16 protein-coding genes and 1 pseudogene are annotated in these 15,483 nt (G+C 39.5%); 4 read left to right on the forward strand and 13 right to left on the reverse strand.

Going from position 1 to position 15,483, the window contains the following annotated elements:
• Positions 1-54: 54 nt before the first annotated feature.
• Genes N8M95_RS06250 through N8M95_RS06260 form a run of 3 tightly spaced genes read right to left on the reverse strand, consistent with a single transcriptional unit; the run spans position 55 to position 3,449 of the window.
• Entirely contained in the window at positions 55-1,482 is a 1,428-nt protein-coding gene (locus tag N8M95_RS06250) for a cytosine permease (RefSeq protein WP_261116812.1), read from the reverse strand.
• 1 nt (position 1,483) lies between these two features.
• Positions 1,484-1,669, reverse strand: coding sequence for a hypothetical protein (locus tag N8M95_RS06255; protein WP_004261584.1), 186 nt, complete (start codon positions 1,667-1,669; stop codon positions 1,484-1,486).
• Positions 1,670-1,679: 10 nt separating this feature from the next.
• Positions 1,680-3,449, reverse strand: a complete 1,770-nt coding sequence (locus N8M95_RS06260; protein WP_261116813.1) for a phosphotransferase — start codon at positions 3,447-3,449, stop codon at positions 1,680-1,682.
• 243 nt (positions 3,450-3,692) lie between these two features.
• Between N8M95_RS06260 and N8M95_RS06265 the strand changes: the two are divergent.
• Positions 3,693-4,880, forward strand: a pseudogene (locus N8M95_RS06265) (transposase); the annotation flags it as partial.
• Between the two features lie 278 nt (positions 4,881-5,158).
• Here N8M95_RS06265 and N8M95_RS06270 read toward each other — a convergent pair.
• From N8M95_RS06270 to N8M95_RS06315, 10 genes are all read right to left on the reverse strand, one after another.
• Positions 5,159-5,869 (reverse strand): ABC transporter ATP-binding protein, encoded by a 711-nt coding sequence (locus N8M95_RS06270; RefSeq protein WP_120769970.1) that lies wholly within the window; start codon positions 5,867-5,869, stop codon positions 5,159-5,161.
• The gene (locus tag N8M95_RS06275; RefSeq protein WP_001185997.1) at positions 5,869-6,633 is read right to left on the reverse strand and encodes an ABC transporter ATP-binding protein; all 765 of its coding nucleotides are present in this window, start codon (positions 6,631-6,633) and stop codon (positions 5,869-5,871) included. Before N8M95_RS06275 ends, N8M95_RS06270 begins: the two co-directional genes overlap by 1 nt.
• A complete protein-coding gene (locus N8M95_RS06280; protein ID WP_000662286.1) occupies positions 6,633-7,589 on the reverse strand; it encodes a branched-chain amino acid ABC transporter permease in 957 nt (318 codons plus the stop codon). Before N8M95_RS06280 ends, N8M95_RS06275 begins: the two co-directional genes overlap by 1 nt.
• 3 nt (positions 7,590-7,592) lie before the next feature.
• Entirely contained in the window at positions 7,593-8,462 is an 870-nt protein-coding gene (locus tag N8M95_RS06285; protein WP_061759202.1) for a branched-chain amino acid ABC transporter permease, read from the reverse strand.
• A gap of 116 nt (positions 8,463-8,578) precedes the next feature.
• Positions 8,579-9,739: an ABC transporter substrate-binding protein gene (locus N8M95_RS06290; protein ID WP_261116814.1), complete on the reverse strand. Its 1,161-nt coding sequence runs from the start codon at positions 9,737-9,739 to the stop codon at positions 8,579-8,581.
• A 67-nt stretch (positions 9,740-9,806) separates the two neighbouring features.
• The gene (locus N8M95_RS06295; RefSeq protein ID WP_084926910.1) at positions 9,807-10,094 is read right to left on the reverse strand and encodes a YlbG family protein; all 288 of its coding nucleotides are present in this window, start codon (positions 10,092-10,094) and stop codon (positions 9,807-9,809) included.
• A 78-nt stretch (positions 10,095-10,172) separates the two neighbouring features.
• Positions 10,173-10,763 (reverse strand): ATP-dependent Clp protease proteolytic subunit ClpP, encoded by a 591-nt coding sequence (gene clpP / locus N8M95_RS06300; protein ID WP_000613475.1) that lies wholly within the window; start codon positions 10,761-10,763, stop codon positions 10,173-10,175.
• Positions 10,764-10,935: 172 nt separating this feature from the next.
• The gene (upp, locus tag N8M95_RS06305; protein ID WP_000515974.1) at positions 10,936-11,565 is read right to left on the reverse strand and encodes a uracil phosphoribosyltransferase; all 630 of its coding nucleotides are present in this window, start codon (positions 11,563-11,565) and stop codon (positions 10,936-10,938) included.
• A gap of 88 nt (positions 11,566-11,653) precedes the next feature.
• Complete coding sequence (locus N8M95_RS06310; RefSeq protein WP_000136973.1) at positions 11,654-12,121, reverse strand: deoxycytidylate deaminase; 468 nt, start codon at positions 12,119-12,121, stop codon at positions 11,654-11,656.
• Between the two features lie 18 nt (positions 12,122-12,139).
• On the reverse strand, positions 12,140-12,697 hold the full coding sequence (locus N8M95_RS06315) for a TetR/AcrR family transcriptional regulator (protein WP_000004136.1): 558 nt from the start codon (positions 12,695-12,697) through the stop codon (positions 12,140-12,142).
• Between the two features lie 124 nt (positions 12,698-12,821).
• Here N8M95_RS06315 and N8M95_RS06320 point away from each other — a divergent pair, with 124 nt between their 5' ends.
• Genes N8M95_RS06320 through N8M95_RS06330 form a run of 3 tightly spaced genes read left to right on the forward strand, consistent with a single transcriptional unit; the run spans position 12,822 to position 15,468 of the window.
• On the forward strand, positions 12,822-13,667 hold the full coding sequence (locus N8M95_RS06320; protein ID WP_078228468.1) for a DegV family protein: 846 nt from the start codon (positions 12,822-12,824) through the stop codon (positions 13,665-13,667).
• A 58-nt stretch (positions 13,668-13,725) separates the two neighbouring features.
• Positions 13,726-14,898 carry an aminoacetone oxidase gene (aao, locus tag N8M95_RS06325; protein ID WP_261116815.1) on the forward strand — a complete coding sequence of 391 codons (1,173 nt, stop codon included), beginning with the start codon at positions 13,726-13,728 and terminating at the stop codon, positions 14,896-14,898.
• A 48-nt stretch (positions 14,899-14,946) separates the two neighbouring features.
• Positions 14,947-15,468, forward strand: coding sequence for a DUF1697 domain-containing protein (locus tag N8M95_RS06330; protein WP_061864256.1), 522 nt, complete (start codon positions 14,947-14,949; stop codon positions 15,466-15,468).
• The last annotated feature ends 15 nt before the right edge of the window (positions 15,469-15,483 follow it).

Genomic DNA, 15,483 nt, shown 5'->3' on the forward strand with positions numbered 1-15,483 from the left:
AAAGATTTTCTAAATTCTCTAGTAAGAGGGACGTTTCTAATCAATCCTCTATTCTTAAATCGTAACGGAATCTCGATCCTTGATCATATAGCGTTTTAAAGGAGTTAAGCTAGCTAACCAGTACAATAGACCTCCAAAAATCGCAGTAAAGCCACTACCCGTTGTGATTAAAAAGATTGGGCTTTGAATCTGTGCTGTTACAGGGTTATAAACAAATAGTACTGCAACCAACAAGGAGATAAATACGCAAGATAAGCCAACTAAGTTAAATCCTTTGGTAAACTCATAAGCTTTATGTCTCTCAAGGAAATAGGCTGAACGCAAATCGAGTTTTCGTTTTCTCAAGATAAAGTAGTCGACAACGATCATTCCGATAATGGGTCCTTGAATATAGGCGGCTAGGGAGATGAAAGAGCCGAAATACTCTTCTACTCCTCCCCAGATGGTGAGTAGGCTCACGTATACCATGGCAATCCAAACCATTAGTTTATAGCTTACTTTGGGCATCCCACTTTTTACAATCATACAGTTCACATAAGATCCTGTACCTTGGGTTCCAATATTGGCAAAGGCTACTAATAGTAAACTTAAAAGGGCAAAAGCAGGTGTGCTTAGAGTGGAAAGCATCGTCGTTGGATCACTTTCATAAACACCTGTTTTGACAAACATGGCTAGAGCCATGACTCCACCTGTCGCAACGAAGAATGGAGCGACAACCCCGTATGATAAAGCTGTAGCCCAATAGCCACTACGTTCTGATTTTGCCAAACGTGGCAAGACCAATGCTTGTGTAGACCAAGAGAAGGCAAAAGCAACATTTCCTTCCCCAGAAAGCATGAAGCGTTCTAATGGCGTTAAATCTCCTTGGGTAGCTGGTTGAATATTCATAATGTCAGTGATAGGCACAGCTACAAAACAGATTCCAACGATAATGAGACCGACAATCAACAAGGCAATGACCAAGAATCTATTGGTCCATTTGATCACTTCTGGACCTCCAAGGGCAATCAGCGTTCCAAGGAGAACACAGAGAGTACCTAAAATCGGTGCCCATACTCCCTTGTCTAAACCAAGGCCAAAATTATTTCCCAAGTGGATCATAGAATTGGCAAAAAGATTAGCCGCAACGGCGTACCAGCCAAAGTTAGCTAAGCTAATAATGGTTGATAGCAAGGCTACCCCTTTTTTTCCTAAGACAGCCCTCAACCAAATCCACAAATCAATTCCATATTTAACCGCAAACAAGATTGGGAGACATTCGATAAAAACCCAGATAATGTTAAAGCTAAAAATATTAATCAACATTTGATTAAAGGTCAAATATTGAGCCACATAAGCTCCTTGGGTATAACACCAAGTTGCAATAGCAAAACCACTTGTCGATAAGAAGAGATCCCAGAAAGAATACTGACGATCCTTGTTGGTCATGGGAACAATTCCCGTTATCGTCTCCTGTTGAATAAAGTCATTCATCTTAGACATTTTATTGAATACCTCCTGTCATGGCTAGGATAATCAAAATGAGGTTGACTATGACTAGGGCGATGACTATAGTAAAATCACTTTTTAAAAATGGCTGAGCAAACACATAGTTTGGTGATTCCATTTCTTCTAGCCTTCTTTTCGTTTCATTTGCTACTAATTCTTCAATTTCAGATGTCGGTTTCATCTCAATTCTCCTATAAGTATAAATCTAATGCAAGTTTTCCATACTGCTTGGTATAACGATACCAGATATAAAGAAATTCACCTACTGGTTTTCCAACGCTTTCTTGGAACAGGGCCCACAAAAACCAATAATATGAAGTCACTGATACATAGGCAAAATAGTGACGTTTGGTTCTCTTGTCTGGAACTTCTTTTAAATAGATTTCAAGTACCTTTTCAGCTTCTTCTACTGTATAATTTGAACACCCGATAAAGGTTCCTAAATCTCCTGCTGGATCTCCCATACCAGAATATTCCCAATCAATCAAGCTCATTTCTCCAGCTTCATTCAACAAAAAATTTGGGCTATAAGAATCTCCGTGGCAGAGAACCTTTTTCGCTTTATCTTCTTGTAAAAGCTTCTCGAGAACTGAGACAGTCTTATCCAACTCTTCAAGTCCATCAAATTCAAAACGATTGCTAGCTTTTAATTTTTGTCTAAAATCATCAATTCCCTCAAATTGATCAAAAGAATGATCTGTTTTTTCTCCAGATTGGTGCAAGCGTCTCAAGAGCTCCATTGCTTTTGCTACATCATCCCAATTATCATAATCTAGTTGCTTGGCATTAGGGATAAATTCTGAAATTTTCCAGCCCTCATTCTTGTTCATGGCAACAAAAGTACGGTCAATCTTTAATTTTGCAGCAATTTCCATGGAAGCCGCTTCACTAGCACGATCGATATAATTCTCCGTTCCTCTACCCGGATGACGGTAAACATATTTCTTCCCTAGGCAGTCAAATGAAAACGAAGTGTTGGTTAGACCATCTTTTAGAGGTTTGATATTGACAATATCTGAAGCTATACATCCTAATGTCTTACAGATGTTATCAATGATTTCCGAATTCGTATTCACCAAATAGTGTTCATCAAACTGACGCAACTCATCTAGTGAATCAAACTCCTTAACAATGTCTGCTGAATAATGCCGAGCTTCTAAAGGAAGCTCCTTGACGTGACGACTATAATAATCTTCCCAGAGTTGTTCGCGATATGGTTCGTGCTTAAATTCAGTTTCTAAAATATCTACAAACTTTTCACTAAATGCACGATCAAAATAAACGTGCCCCACCATAGCCCAAGTATTCGTCCCACCGATTTTAATATCGATAATCGTGTGATTGGAGTCTTCCTTAGAGCAGTATTCGTCTGTGTCTCCTTCTGCAAATATAGTCGAATAATAACCCCTGTAAATGTATCGTTCAAACGGATTTTCTACAAAATAATTATCCGATGAACAGATATAAGTGTTGGAAAGTTGATCTCTGACTAGCATGAGAGAAGAACAGTTATTGTATTTGTAGTAATCATTATTCACAACGATTTTAACGCCAAACTTTTCTGCCAGATAGAACATTTTTTCTTGCAGATAACCTACAATGACTGTAATATCCTCTATCCCAGCTTCTTGCAATTGCTTGATTTCTCTCTCAATCAAACGCTCACCTTTGACTTGAAGCAATCCTTTAGGTAGCTCATAAGACAAAGGGGCAAAGCGGCTACTCATACCTGCAGCCATGATAATGGCATTCTTCACCTGATACGGAGCCAAAGCATCCTCACCTAAGTCAGTTAAGTGATTTTCCTCACTGATCCACTTCTCTTCTTTACATTCCTTGAGAAGATTATTTACCGTCCCCAAAGCGATATCTAGCTGTTCAGCCAATTGTCTCTGCGTAAAGTTTTCGTCTTTGTGAGTCAACAAAAAATGTAAAAGTTTAAATTGTTTTTTTGATAGCATATCCTCAACCTCTTTTGTTCAATGTTTTTATCTATTCGATTATACAATGAACATTTGCTTTTGTCAAGTTAGATTCTATAGTAAGAAAACAGGGAACTATAATATTTGTAGTGGGTAAATTCCCTATAGATATTATGAAGCCTATTTTGTTGTAGAAAAAGTTCCGTAATATCTAGAATGAAAAATGACCAAACCATCATTAGAAAGAATCGTATGGAACAATTAAATTAACAGGAATATCCACAGGAAATCATCGCTAAACTGGATTATGATGCTCTATCTCGTCCTGATTACGCTAGCCAAACGAAGAAATATGATTTTCAAAAATTGTCTAAAATTCCTTACCTTGAAACAATTGGTATCCCCAATAGAACCCCTTCTTAGAAAAGCTGTTTCAAGTGCTATCATTTCTCGAAAATGACTCTCTCCAAAACTTCTCTCATCAATAAAAATTGAGCAAAAGTTGATTGAAAAGGCTTCTATGACCGATATTGCCCACCAGCAGGCCATTTCAACTTCAACTGTCATTCGCAAGCTCAATGACTTTCACTTTAAGCATGATTTTTCTCGGCTTCCAAAGACTATGTCTTGGGATGAGTACTCCTTTACCAAGGGAAAGATGAGTTTCATTACGCAAGATTTTGACAATCTCAATATCATCACTGTTCTTGAGGGAAGAACACAGCCTATCATCCGAAATCATTTTCTGCGCTACGATAGAGCAGTCCTATGTCAGGTAAAAATCATTACTATGGATATGTTTAGTCCCTACTATGCCTTAGCTAAACAGATTCGATTTCTAATTTCTAGGCTCAGGCTGAAACAGTCTCCCAGACTGTTTCACTCCCAAACGCTAAAATCGTGTTGGATCGCTTTCAAATTGTACAACATCTTAGCCGTGCTATGAGTCGTGTCCGTGTTCAAATCATGAATCAGTTTCATCAAAAATCTCATGAATACAAGGTTATCAAGCGTTACTGGAAACTCATTCAACAAGATAGTCGAAAACTCAGCGATAAACGTTTTTATCGCCCTACTTTTCGTATGTACTTGACCAATAAAGAGATTCTAGATAAGCTTTTGAGCTATTCGGAAGACTTGAAACACCACTATCATCTCTACCAACTCCTGCTTTTTCACTTTCAGAACAAGGAGGCAGACAAATTTTTCGGACTCATTGAGGACAATCTAAAGCAGGTTCATCCTCTTTTTCAGACTGTCTTTAAAACCTTCCTCAAGGATAAAGAGAAAATTGCCAACGCCCTTCAACTACCCTATTCCAACGCCAAACTGGAAGCAACGAATAATCTCATCAAACTTATCAAGCGCAATGCCTTTGGTTTTCGGAACTTTGAAAACTTCAAAAAAAGGATTTTTATCGCTCTGAACATCAAAAAAGAAAGGACGAAACGTGTCCTTTCTAGATCTTAGCTTTTCTTCAAACCACTACAGTTGACAATGAGCTCTGAAATCGAGCTCTGTGAATGAAGGGTAGACACACTTCATTCTGTTCCATTTCAATGATTAGAAGCTAACCTTCCAGTGCAGATGAGAATTGCTTTGCAATCTCAATATGCAGACTAAAATAATCCCCTGGATTTGATGACTGCTTCGCAATCTCTATTCACCGACTAAAAAGGTCCCCCGGACTATAATGATGATTGCTTCGCAATCTTCATTTGCAACCTAAACTAGTCTCCCAGACTAGTTTAGCCACCCAGATATGCTTTTCTGACTTCTTCTGATGAAGCAAGTTCTTTTCCTGTTCCTGATAGGACGATTTTTCCTGTTTCCAGTACATAGCCTCGGTCAGAGATAGCGAGTGCTTTATTAGCATTTTGTTCAATCAAGAGGACGGTTGTTCCTTGCTTCTGGATATCTTGAATGATATCAAAAATCTCTTGGATAAAGATTGGGGCAAGTCCCATTGATGGTTCATCTAAAAGAAGAAGTTTTGGTGTTGACATAAGAGCGCGTCCCATGGCAAGCATTTGTTGTTCTCCTCCTGAAAGAGTGGCTGCGTCCTGGTTCTTGCGTTCTTCAAGACGTGGGAAGCGTGAAAAGACCTTCTTCAAGTTAGCTTGATTTTCTTCACGATTTTTCTTTAAGAAAGCTCCCATTTCAAGATTTTCTATAACAGTCAAGCCAGGGAAGACGTGGCGTCCTTCTGGTACTTGTGAAAGACCACCTGCCACGATTTTCTGAGCTGGCATTTTTTGGATTTCTTGACCTAAAAATTCAATTTTTCCTGAGCTTGGTCTAACTAGACCAGACAAGGTACGAAGAATGGTTGTCTTACCTGCACCATTGGCACCGATAAGGGAAACTACTTCTCCTTCATTTACTTCAAAGCTTACATCACGGACTGCTTGGATCATACCGTAATGCACAGAAAGATTATCAACTTTTAACATAGACATTAGGCTTCACCTCCTAGATAAGCTTCGATAACACGTTTATTGGTCTTAATTTCGTCAGGAGTTCCCTGAGCAATCAAACGACCATATTCAAGAACGTAGATACGTTCTGTTACTTCCATAACCAGATTCATATCGTGTTCAATCAACATGATGGTAATCTTAAATTCATCTTTGATACGACGAATTAACTCAGTCAATTCAGCAGTTTCCTGCGGGTTCATCCCTGCGGCTGGTTCATCCAAAAAGAGAATTTTAGGTTCCGTAGCAAGGGCACGAACAATTTCCAAACGACGTTGTTGTCCGTAGGCAAGATTTTTAGCAAGAGTTTCTGCATCCCCATCTAAATCAAAGATTTTTAGCAATTCCAAAGCTTTAGCTTTTAATTCTTTTTCACTCTTGTAAAAAGCTGGTAGGCGTAAGAAACTAGCAAAAACATGTTGTTTGTGATGGTTACCAAAAGCAATCAAAACATTGTCCAAAACTGTTAAATCTTTAAAGAGACGGATATTTTGGAATGTACGTCCAAGTCCCAAAGAAGCAATCTTATAAGGTGACTTTCCATTCAAAAGGTGACCATCTAGTGTTACTGTTCCCTCACTTGGTTCATAAACACCCGTCAAGAGGTTGAAAAGGGTGGTTTTACCAGCTCCATTTGGACCGATTAGTCCAACCAGTTCCCCTTCGTTCAATTCAAGAGTCACATCTCCAACAGCTGTTAGACCGCCAAAATGTTTGGTTAACTGTTTTACTTCAAGTAATGCCATTAGTTTTGTTCCTCCTTTTTAGATTTTTTAAAGAAACGTGATAGGCTTAATTCCCATGTTCCAAGGAGTCCACCTGGTCTGAAAATCATTACCAATACCAAGGCCAAAGCGTAAATAATCATACGTACACTAGCAACATCTTGGAGAAGCATATTCAAAATTCCAAGAACAATAGCTGAAACAATCGCACCTGTAATTGAACCAAGTCCACCAAATACAACAATAATCAAAACGTTGATTGAGTTGATGAAAGTGTAATCTTTCGGTACAACTGAACCGATAAATCCTGCCTGAAGTGACCCTGCAATACTTGCAGTAATAGCACCAAAGACAAAGGCGATGATTTTAATTTTAGTCGTATTAACCCCAACTGACTCAGCAGCGATCTCGTCCTCACGAACAGAGAGAGTTGAACGTCCAATTGGACTACGCAAGAAGTTCAAGGTTGCAATGGTTGTAATCACGACAAAGAAGTAAACCATTTGCCAAGTTGTAAAGTTAGGAATTCCCAAGATACCTGCTGCACCATTTGTAAGGCTTCCACCATTGATGATAAAGATACGGATAATTTCAGAAACACCAAGAGTCGCTACCGCAAGATAGTCCCCCTTCAAGCGTAAGGTTGGAATTCCGACAAGCAAGGCAACTGCTCCTGAAAGCAAAGCACCTATAAGCATGGCTCCAAAGAAGGCACCGTAGGTTGGTGATTTAGAACCAATAATAGCTGCAGCATAGGCACCAATCGCCATGAAACCAGCATGCCCAAGTGAAAATTGTCCTGAAAAACCAACGATTAAGTTGAGACCAACAGCCAGAATAATATTAATTCCAATTTGTTGTAAAATCTGTACATAGAATAGGTTGAGTACTCCGACTGAAACCAGTACACTAATCAAGCCATAGCCAGCTAACAAAAGGAGTAACCATAGAATATTAACTTTTAAATTTTCTTTCATCGTTTACACCTTCTCTTTCACATTTTTACCAAGGATACCAGCTGGGCGGACAATCAAGATCAACAACAAGATTCCATAAACAATGGCATCACGGAAGTCTGACATTCCAAAGGCTGTCGCAAAGGTTTCCAATAAACCAATTACAAAACCACCAAGAGCTGCACCAGGAATGATTCCGATACCACCAAGTACTGCAGCAACGAAAGACTTAAGACCTGGAGTAACCCCCATCAAAGGCTCAAGAGAGTTATAATAAAGGGCAATCAGAACACCAGCCGCACCCGCAAGAGCAGAACCTAAAGCAAAGGTAAAGCTGATAGTACGGTTTACATTGATCCCCATCAATTGCGCTGCATCACTATCTACGGATACTGCACGCATGGCTTTCCCCATCTTAGTCTTTTGAACAATGACTTGTAACAAAATCATCAAAATCAAGGAAATGGCCAAGATCATTAACTGCACATTTGTTAAGCTAATTGGTCCCAAATCATAGCGAACTGTTTGAATCGCTTGAGGGAAGGCACGGGTATTGGCACCAACCAGATAGACCATCCCATACTCCAATAGGAAAGAAACCCCAATAGCCGTAATCAAAACAGCAATACGAGTAGAGTGACGCAAAGGTCGGTAAGCAAGGAACTCAATCACGACACCAAGGAGGGCTGTCGCTAGCATAGCTACAATAAGCGCTACAAAGAAATTCATTTGGAAAGAATTAATCAAGAAATAACCGATAAAGGCTCCCATCATATAAATATCACCGTGGGCGAAGTTGATGAGCTTGATAATTCCGTAAACCATGGTATATCCTAGGGCTAATAGCGCGTAAACACTACCTAGAATCAAACCATTTACTAGTTGTTGGAGCATAAGATTCACTCTTTCTATTTATAATTCCGAGGGTTTCCCCTCACTTTTTGATAGGTTCTTAAACATCGAAACAGGGAGTGAGTCAGAGGCTCATTCCCTATTTCAATATTTTTCTATTATGGTTTTACAACTTCTGCTGCTTCAACCTTACCATTGTTCATGGTCATCATGTAAGCAGTTTTGACTGTGTTGTGGTCTGCATCGAAACTTGTTTGACCAGTTACACCTTCAAAGTCTTTTGTTTTAGCAAGGTTGTCCTTAATCTCACCTGAGTTTTTAGCACCTTTTGCTGCGTTTGCTACAAGGTGAACTGAATCATAAGCCAAGGCTGCAAATGTTGAAGGCTCTTCATTGTACTTAGCACGGTAAGCGTCAAGGAAGGCTTTTGCTTTAGCTGAAACTTCTACAGTAGTTGAGAAGCCTGAGATAAAGTAGATGTTTGATGCTTTTTCAGGAGTTGCTTGTTGTACAAACTCTTCACCGTTGAATCCATCACCACCAACGATTGGCTTGTCAATTCCCATACCACGCGCTTGGTTTACAATTTTACCAGCTTCAGTGTAGTAACCAGGAACAACGATGGCATCAAAGTCTTTCCCTTTCATTTTTGTAAGGGCTGCTTGGAAGTCTGTATCACCTGCTACGAAAGTTTCATCTGCAACGATTTCACCTTTGTATGCTTCACGGAAGGCTTTGGCAATCCCTTTAGCATAGTCGCTGGCGTTGTCAGTGTATAGAACAACTTTCTTAGCGTTTAATTTTTCAGTAACATAGTTTGAGATAATTTTTCCTTGGAAGCTATCTTGGAAAGTTCCAATAAATAGGTAATCTTGACCTTTAGTCAATCCATCTTGAGTCGCACTTGGTGAAATCAATGGAACACCTGCTTTTGTAGCGTTAGCTACCGCAGCTGCTGTTGCACCAGATGTCGCAGGTCCTACGATTGCTGATACTTTAGATTGGGTTACAAGGTTAGTTGTTACTGAAGCAGCCTCTGCTGTTTCAGACTTGTTATCTTTATCGACTACCTCGATTTGTTTTCCATCGATACCACCTGCTGCATTGATTTCATCAACAGCAAGTTGGGCACCTTTTTGTTCAGATGTTCCGTAGGCAGCTACGGCACCAGTTTCTTCGAAGTTAAATCCAATTTTGATTGTCTTTTCCTCTACTGAGTTACCAGCAGCGTTTGACGCTCCAGACTTCACTTCTCCACAGGCTGCAAGAAGTGCTACACTTGCAAGCGCCACAAACGATAGGGCAAATTTTTTCTTCATCTTTTTTTGTCTCCTTATTTCTTAAATAAATAGCATGTTAAGAATATACCGAATTATCAGAAAATTGTCAACACTTTTCTTGAACTTTTTCGATGATAACGTTTTCCTCTCGATGAAGATTGCCCACAAAGGGTGTTTCCAGCTCTTGGATATGACAAACCCTGACTTTTTTTATAAACTTTTCCTTGCCCAAGCGCCCGACCAATTGCTCCATTTCTTGAGTTGGAACATAGAGTTGTAAGTAACGATGTTTCTTGGAATGATAGGTAATATCTCCATAATCCTGCAATTTTTTGGCATCACGATTATAGTAAAGATAGATAATCAAGCCAGATCGTTTGACTTTTTCAAACATGATAAATCCTCTTTCTAAGAAATCTCTCCCTATTATACCAAAAAAAGCAAACCCAGTCGAGTTTGCCTTCTTTCATCATTAATTCAATGAATTGTTGGCCATGATTTCATCAATAAAGCCATATTCAAGTGTTTCTTGGGCACTCATCCAGTTATCGCGTTCTGCATCTGCGTGAACTTTTTCGATTGACTGACCTGAATTTTCAGCCAAGATTTTTTCCAAGGTATTACGAGTTTTAAGCAAGTGTTCTGCAGCGATCGCCATATCGGTTTGCTGAGTACCTCCACCTGTACCACCCATTGGTTGGTGGATCATATACTCTGCATTTGGAAGCATGAAACGTTTGCCTTTTGCTCCACTTGATGCAATGACCGTCCCCATAGATGCTGCCATTCCCATAACAATGGTTTGGACATCTGCCTTGATAAAGTTCATGGTATCAACGATTGCCAAACCAGCTGAAACGGAACCACCAGGTGTATTTACATAAAGGTAAATATCCTTTGTACTATCTTGGGCATCCAAGAAAAGCAACTGGGCAATAACAGAGTTGGCCATATTGTCTTCAACTGGGCCTGTCAGCATAATGATGCGGTCTTTAAGAAGACGTGAGTAAATATCGTAGGAACGTTCTCCACGGCTTGTTTGTTCAATAACTACAGGAATCATTTATTTCTCCTTTTGAGTTTTAATTTTATTGGTCAAATGACTGAAGATAAGACTATTATAATATCTTGGTCAAAAAAGGTCAAATTTTTGCTCTGTTTTCATTAGACAGAAACAAAAATTCAACCTCCTTTCGTGACTGGAAATCCTTTTCCAAGTCAATCTCTTTTTTATTTTATTTTGTACCGAACAAGCGGTCCCCAGCATCTCCAAGACCTGGAACGATATAACCGTGTTCGTTCAAGCGTTCATCCAAGGCTGCTGTAAAGATTTCTACATCTGGATGAGCTTCTTGAAGGGCTTTAACACCTTCTGGAGCAGATACAAGGCAGACAAATTTGATATTTGATGCGCCACGTTTTTTAAGAGAATCAACTGCCAAGATTGCTGATCCACCTGTTGCCAACATTGGGTCTACCACAAAAATTTGACGTTGGTCAATATCTTCAGGCAATTTCACCAAGTACTCAACTGGTTGAAGTGTTTCTTCATCACGGTACATACCGATGTGACCAACCTTAGCAGCTGGAACCAAGCTCAAAAGTCCATCAACCATCCCGATACCTGCACGCAAGATTGGAACGATAGCCAATTTCTTACCTGCCAATTGTTTTTGAACTGTTTTTGTGATTGGTGTTTCGATTTCTACATCTTCTAGTGGAAGATCACGAAGTACTTCATACCCCATCAACATTGCAATCTCATCTACTAGCTCACGAAAAGCTTTTGTAGAAGTATCTGTACGACGCAAGATTGACAATTTGTGTTGAATCAGTGGATGATTAATAACTTCAATTTTTCCCATTTTTGGAATTCCTTCTTTCAATTTATTCTTCTTATTATACCAAAAAACGGTTTAAAAATCTTTCTAAACCATTTATTTTTGATAATTTTTACATTAGATCTGCCTCTTTAAGAGCTGCTTGTACTGTCTCAAGTGGTAAATGGGTTAATTCTGTTCCCTTTTCTTGATAAAGGTATTGGGCATAGTCGTCCATTCGGTACTGGTTGATATAAACCACGCGCTTACAACCAACCTGAAGCAATTGTTTTGTACAGTTTAGACATGGAAAGTGGGTCACATAGGCTGTAAAGCCTTTGGGAACCCCACGTTCTGCACCTTGGAGAATGGCATTAACCTCTGCGTGAAGAGTGCGAACACAGTGACCTTCAATGACCAGACATTCGTGATCAATACAATGCTCAGTCCCTGACACCGAACCATTATAACCAGTGGAAATAACTTTATTATCCTTTACCAAAATTGCGCCCACTTTGGCACGTTTACAAGTGGAACGATTGGCAATTAGTAAGGCTTGGGCTGCAAAATACTCATCCCATGCTAGTCTTTTTTCAGTCATATCTCTTCTCCTTTTTCTCTATTTTTTAAAAAATGGTAACCGTAAATCCGCAATCTTTTCAGCTGGTACCTTCATGCCATCCTTGATCCATTTTAAAAGGACTGAGACGATGGCTGAACTCCAGAAGGAATGAAGATAAGAGCTGACACCTTTTGATTTTCCATGGTATTTTTCTAGAAATTCCTGCATGGCTTGGACAAAGATTTTTTCCAGATGGTAATCTAAGGCAAGTTGAATCACTCTGGCTTCCTTTCTTGCTTCTCGGAAAAGATGAACCCAAACCAGATAAAGATCTGTCTTTAAATCATAATGGTGCAGTTGTTCCATGATGTTGTGGACAGTTCGTTTAAAGACGCTTTCTAAAATCTCCTCTTTGGAATCATAATTGCGATAAAAGGCCGCACGAGAAACGCCTGCACGTTTGACCAATTCAGAGATACTAATCTTGGTCAAGTCCTTTTTTTCCAAGAGCTGCAAGAGGGCTGTTTCGATGGCTTCTCTAGTTAATAAATTGGATTCTTGGTTTGATTTTCTGAGATTTTCAAGAGACTTTTCAGAGATTCTACGTTCAGACATAACATTTTCTTTCTACTTGTCACAACAGACGGATGAGGCTTTTGTTTCAAGGGCTTTCATGATATAATTGTAAAAAAAGACAGAACCTTTGTCAATGTATAACTGACAAAGATGGAGAATTTCTATGACTTGGAAGATTATTGCTGACTCTGGTTGTGATTATCGTCAGCTGGCAACACCAGCTATTGACACGACCTTTGTAAGTGTCCCCTTAACCATTCAAGTAGCTGATCAGGTCTTTGTTGATGATGCCAGTCTTGACATTGACCAAATGATGGAAACCATGTATGCAACTGCAGAAGCTTCAAAATCAGCTTGTCCAAGCCCAGATGATTATTTGCGAGCATTTGAAGGAGCCAAAAATATTTTCCTAGTAACCATCACTGGTACTCTTTCTGGCAGTCACAATAGTGCTCAACTAGCAAAGAATATTTATCTAGAAGACCATCCTGACACTAAGATTCATGTAATTGATAGTTTGTCTGCTGGTGGAGAAGTTGACTTGCTCGTAGAAAAATTAAATGATTTGATTGACCAAGGCTTATCTTTTGAAGAAGTGGTTGAAGCTATCACTGCCTATCAAGAAAAAACCAAGTTACTTTTTGTCCTAGCTAAAGTCGATAACTTGGTGAAAAATGGCCGTTTGAGCAAGCTTATCGGTACAGTCGTTGGCCTTCTCAACATCCGTATGGTCGGAGAAGCTAGTGAAACTGGAACCCTTGAATTGCTACAAAAAGCAAGAGGAGCAAAGAAATCGATTCAGGCAGCATATGAAGAGTTAGTGAAAGCAGGATATGCTGGTGGTCGTATTGTCATGGCTCAACGCAATAACGAGAAATGTTGCCAACAGCTTTCAGACCGAATCCGTGAAAATTTCCCACAGGCGAATATTAAAATTCTCCCAACATCTGGTCTCTGCAGTTTCTATGCAGAAGATGGTGGTTTGCTGATGGGATATGAAATTGATTAATTGCATTCTTGACAAGAGGTGACCATCATCTCTTGTTTTTTTGTGGTACAATAGAGCTATGAAACATTTTGATACTATTGTCATCGGTGGAGGTCCTGCTGGTATGATGGCTACGATTTCCAGTAGCTTTTATGGACAGAAAACCCTCCTCATCGAAAAAAATCGGAAACTTGGAAAAAAATTAGCTGGTACTGGTGGGGGACGTTGCAATGTAACCAACAACGGAACTCTAGATGACCTACTAGCTGGCATCCCTGGAAATGGGCGCTTTCTCTACAGTGTCTTCTCCCAATTTGATAACCATGATATCATTAATTTTTTTACAGAAAATGGTGTTAAACTTAAGGTCGAAGACCACGGACGCGTCTTTCCTGCTAGTGACAAGTCTCGGACCATTATCGAGGCCTTGGAAAAGAAAATCACTGAATTAGGTGGTCGAGTTGCTACTAAAACGGAGATTGTTTCGGTTAAAAAGATAGACGACCAGTTTGTCCTTAAGTCCGCAGACCAAACCTTCACTTGTGATAAACTCATTGTCACAACTGGTGGGAAATCCTATCCCTCTACTGGTTCGACTGGTTTTGGTCACGAGATTGCCCGTCATTTTAAGCATACCATTACCGATCTTGAAGCCGCTGAAAGTCCTTTGTTGACAGATTTTCCACACAAGGCCTTGCAAGGAATTTCATTGGACGATGTGACCCTAAGCTATGGTAAGCATGTCATCACTCACGATTTGCTCTTTACCCACTTTGGTTTGTCAGGCCCTGCTGCTCTGCGTATGTCCAGCTTTGTCAAGGGCGGAGAGGTTCTCTCACTGGATGTTCTACCTCAACTTTCTGAGAAAGACTTGGCTACATTTCTAGAAGAAAATCGGGAAAAATCTCTAAAAAATGCCTTAAAAACTTTACTTCCAGAACACTTGGCAGAATTTTTTGTGCCAGGCTATCCTGACAAAGTCAAACAACTGACTGAAAAGGAACGCGAACAACTTGTCCAGTCTATCAAGGGACTTAAAATTCCTGTAACTGGTAAAATGTCCCTTGCTAAGTCCTTTGTTACCAAAGGGGGCGTCAGTCTCAAGGAAATCAATCCCAAAACTCTAGAAAGTAAGCTGGTACCTGGACTCCACTTTGCTGGCGAGGTACTGGATATCAATGCCCACACGGGTGGGTTTAACATCACTTCTGCCCTCTGTACTGGTTGGGTGGCGGGATCAAACCCAATCTAAATCTGAATTATTTAATGGCTAAATCAGCCCCAAAAGAAAGGAAGTCCTTTGGAACATATTATCTTGTTAAGGGGAGTTACTCCTAATGGAAAAAATGCTATCCCTAAAATGTCTTATCTAGTAGATATCTTAACAGAAGCCGGTTTTCAACAAGTTCGAACCTATATTCAAAGTGGGAATATCATTCTTGAAAGTGATTTAGATTTAGAAGAAATACGAGAATGTGTTCATACTCTGATAAAGGAAAAAATTGGGGCCGACTTAAAAATGGTTATCAAGAACAAAAGTGATTTTAAAAAAATTGTCCAAGAAAACCCTTTTGGAGAACACTATCTTTATGACCGTATACACGTGATTTTTTATCAAGAATCTATTCAAAGCCTCCCTTTAGACAAATTGAAAATTGATTACGGTGAAGAAGAAATTTGTATTGGTAACCACTGCCTTTACCTCTATCTCCCTAGAACTGCTAAACAAAAGAAACTCCATACCAACTATCTTGAAAAGCTTTTTAATGTAGATTTGACCATGCGAAAACTAAATGTGGTAGAAAAATTATTAAGCAAATAGTGCTTGAATTTAGTA

This window comes from Streptococcus mitis, from assembly GCF_946190325.1.
Taxonomy (GTDB): Bacteria; Bacillota; Bacilli; order Lactobacillales; family Streptococcaceae; genus Streptococcus; species Streptococcus mitis_CF.

Excerpts from the sequence above, each read along its gene's own strand:
- N8M95_RS06310 (WP_000136973.1), bottom strand. The coding sequence starts at position 12,121 with ATGACTGAAAAAAGACTAGCATGGGATGAGTATTTTGCAGCCCAAGCC.
- upp (WP_000515974.1), bottom strand. The coding sequence starts at position 11,565 with ATGGGAAAAATTGAAGTTATTAATCATCCACTGATTCAACACAAATTG.
- N8M95_RS06315 (WP_000004136.1), bottom strand. The coding sequence starts at position 12,697 with ATGTCTGAACGTAGAATCTCTGAAAAGTCTCTTGAAAATCTCAGAAAA.
- N8M95_RS06295 (WP_084926910.1), bottom strand. The coding sequence starts at position 10,094 with ATGTTTGAAAAAGTCAAACGATCTGGCTTGATTATCTATCTTTACTAT.
- clpP (WP_000613475.1), bottom strand. The coding sequence starts at position 10,763 with ATGATTCCTGTAGTTATTGAACAAACAAGCCGTGGAGAACGTTCCTAC.
- N8M95_RS06285 (WP_061759202.1), bottom strand. The coding sequence starts at position 8,462 with ATGCTCCAACAACTAGTAAATGGTTTGATTCTAGGTAGTGTTTACGCG.
- N8M95_RS06250 (WP_261116812.1), bottom strand. The coding sequence starts at position 1,482 with ATGTCTAAGATGAATGACTTTATTCAACAGGAGACGATAACGGGAATT.
- N8M95_RS06320 (WP_078228468.1), top strand. The coding sequence starts at position 12,822 with ATGACTTGGAAGATTATTGCTGACTCTGGTTGTGATTATCGTCAGCTG.
- N8M95_RS06255 (WP_004261584.1), bottom strand. The coding sequence starts at position 1,669 with ATGAAACCGACATCTGAAATTGAAGAATTAGTAGCAAATGAAACGAAA.
- N8M95_RS06270 (WP_120769970.1), bottom strand. The coding sequence starts at position 5,869 with ATGTCTATGTTAAAAGTTGATAATCTTTCTGTGCATTACGGTATGATC.
- aao (WP_261116815.1), top strand. The coding sequence starts at position 13,726 with ATGAAACATTTTGATACTATTGTCATCGGTGGAGGTCCTGCTGGTATG.
- N8M95_RS06290 (WP_261116814.1), bottom strand. The coding sequence starts at position 9,739 with ATGAAGAAAAAATTTGCCCTATCGTTTGTGGCGCTTGCAAGTGTAGCA.
- N8M95_RS06275 (WP_001185997.1), bottom strand. The coding sequence starts at position 6,633 with ATGGCATTACTTGAAGTAAAACAGTTAACCAAACATTTTGGCGGTCTA.
- N8M95_RS06280 (WP_000662286.1), bottom strand. The coding sequence starts at position 7,589 with ATGAAAGAAAATTTAAAAGTTAATATTCTATGGTTACTCCTTTTGTTA.
- N8M95_RS06260 (WP_261116813.1), bottom strand. The coding sequence starts at position 3,449 with ATGCTATCAAAAAAACAATTTAAACTTTTACATTTTTTGTTGACTCAC.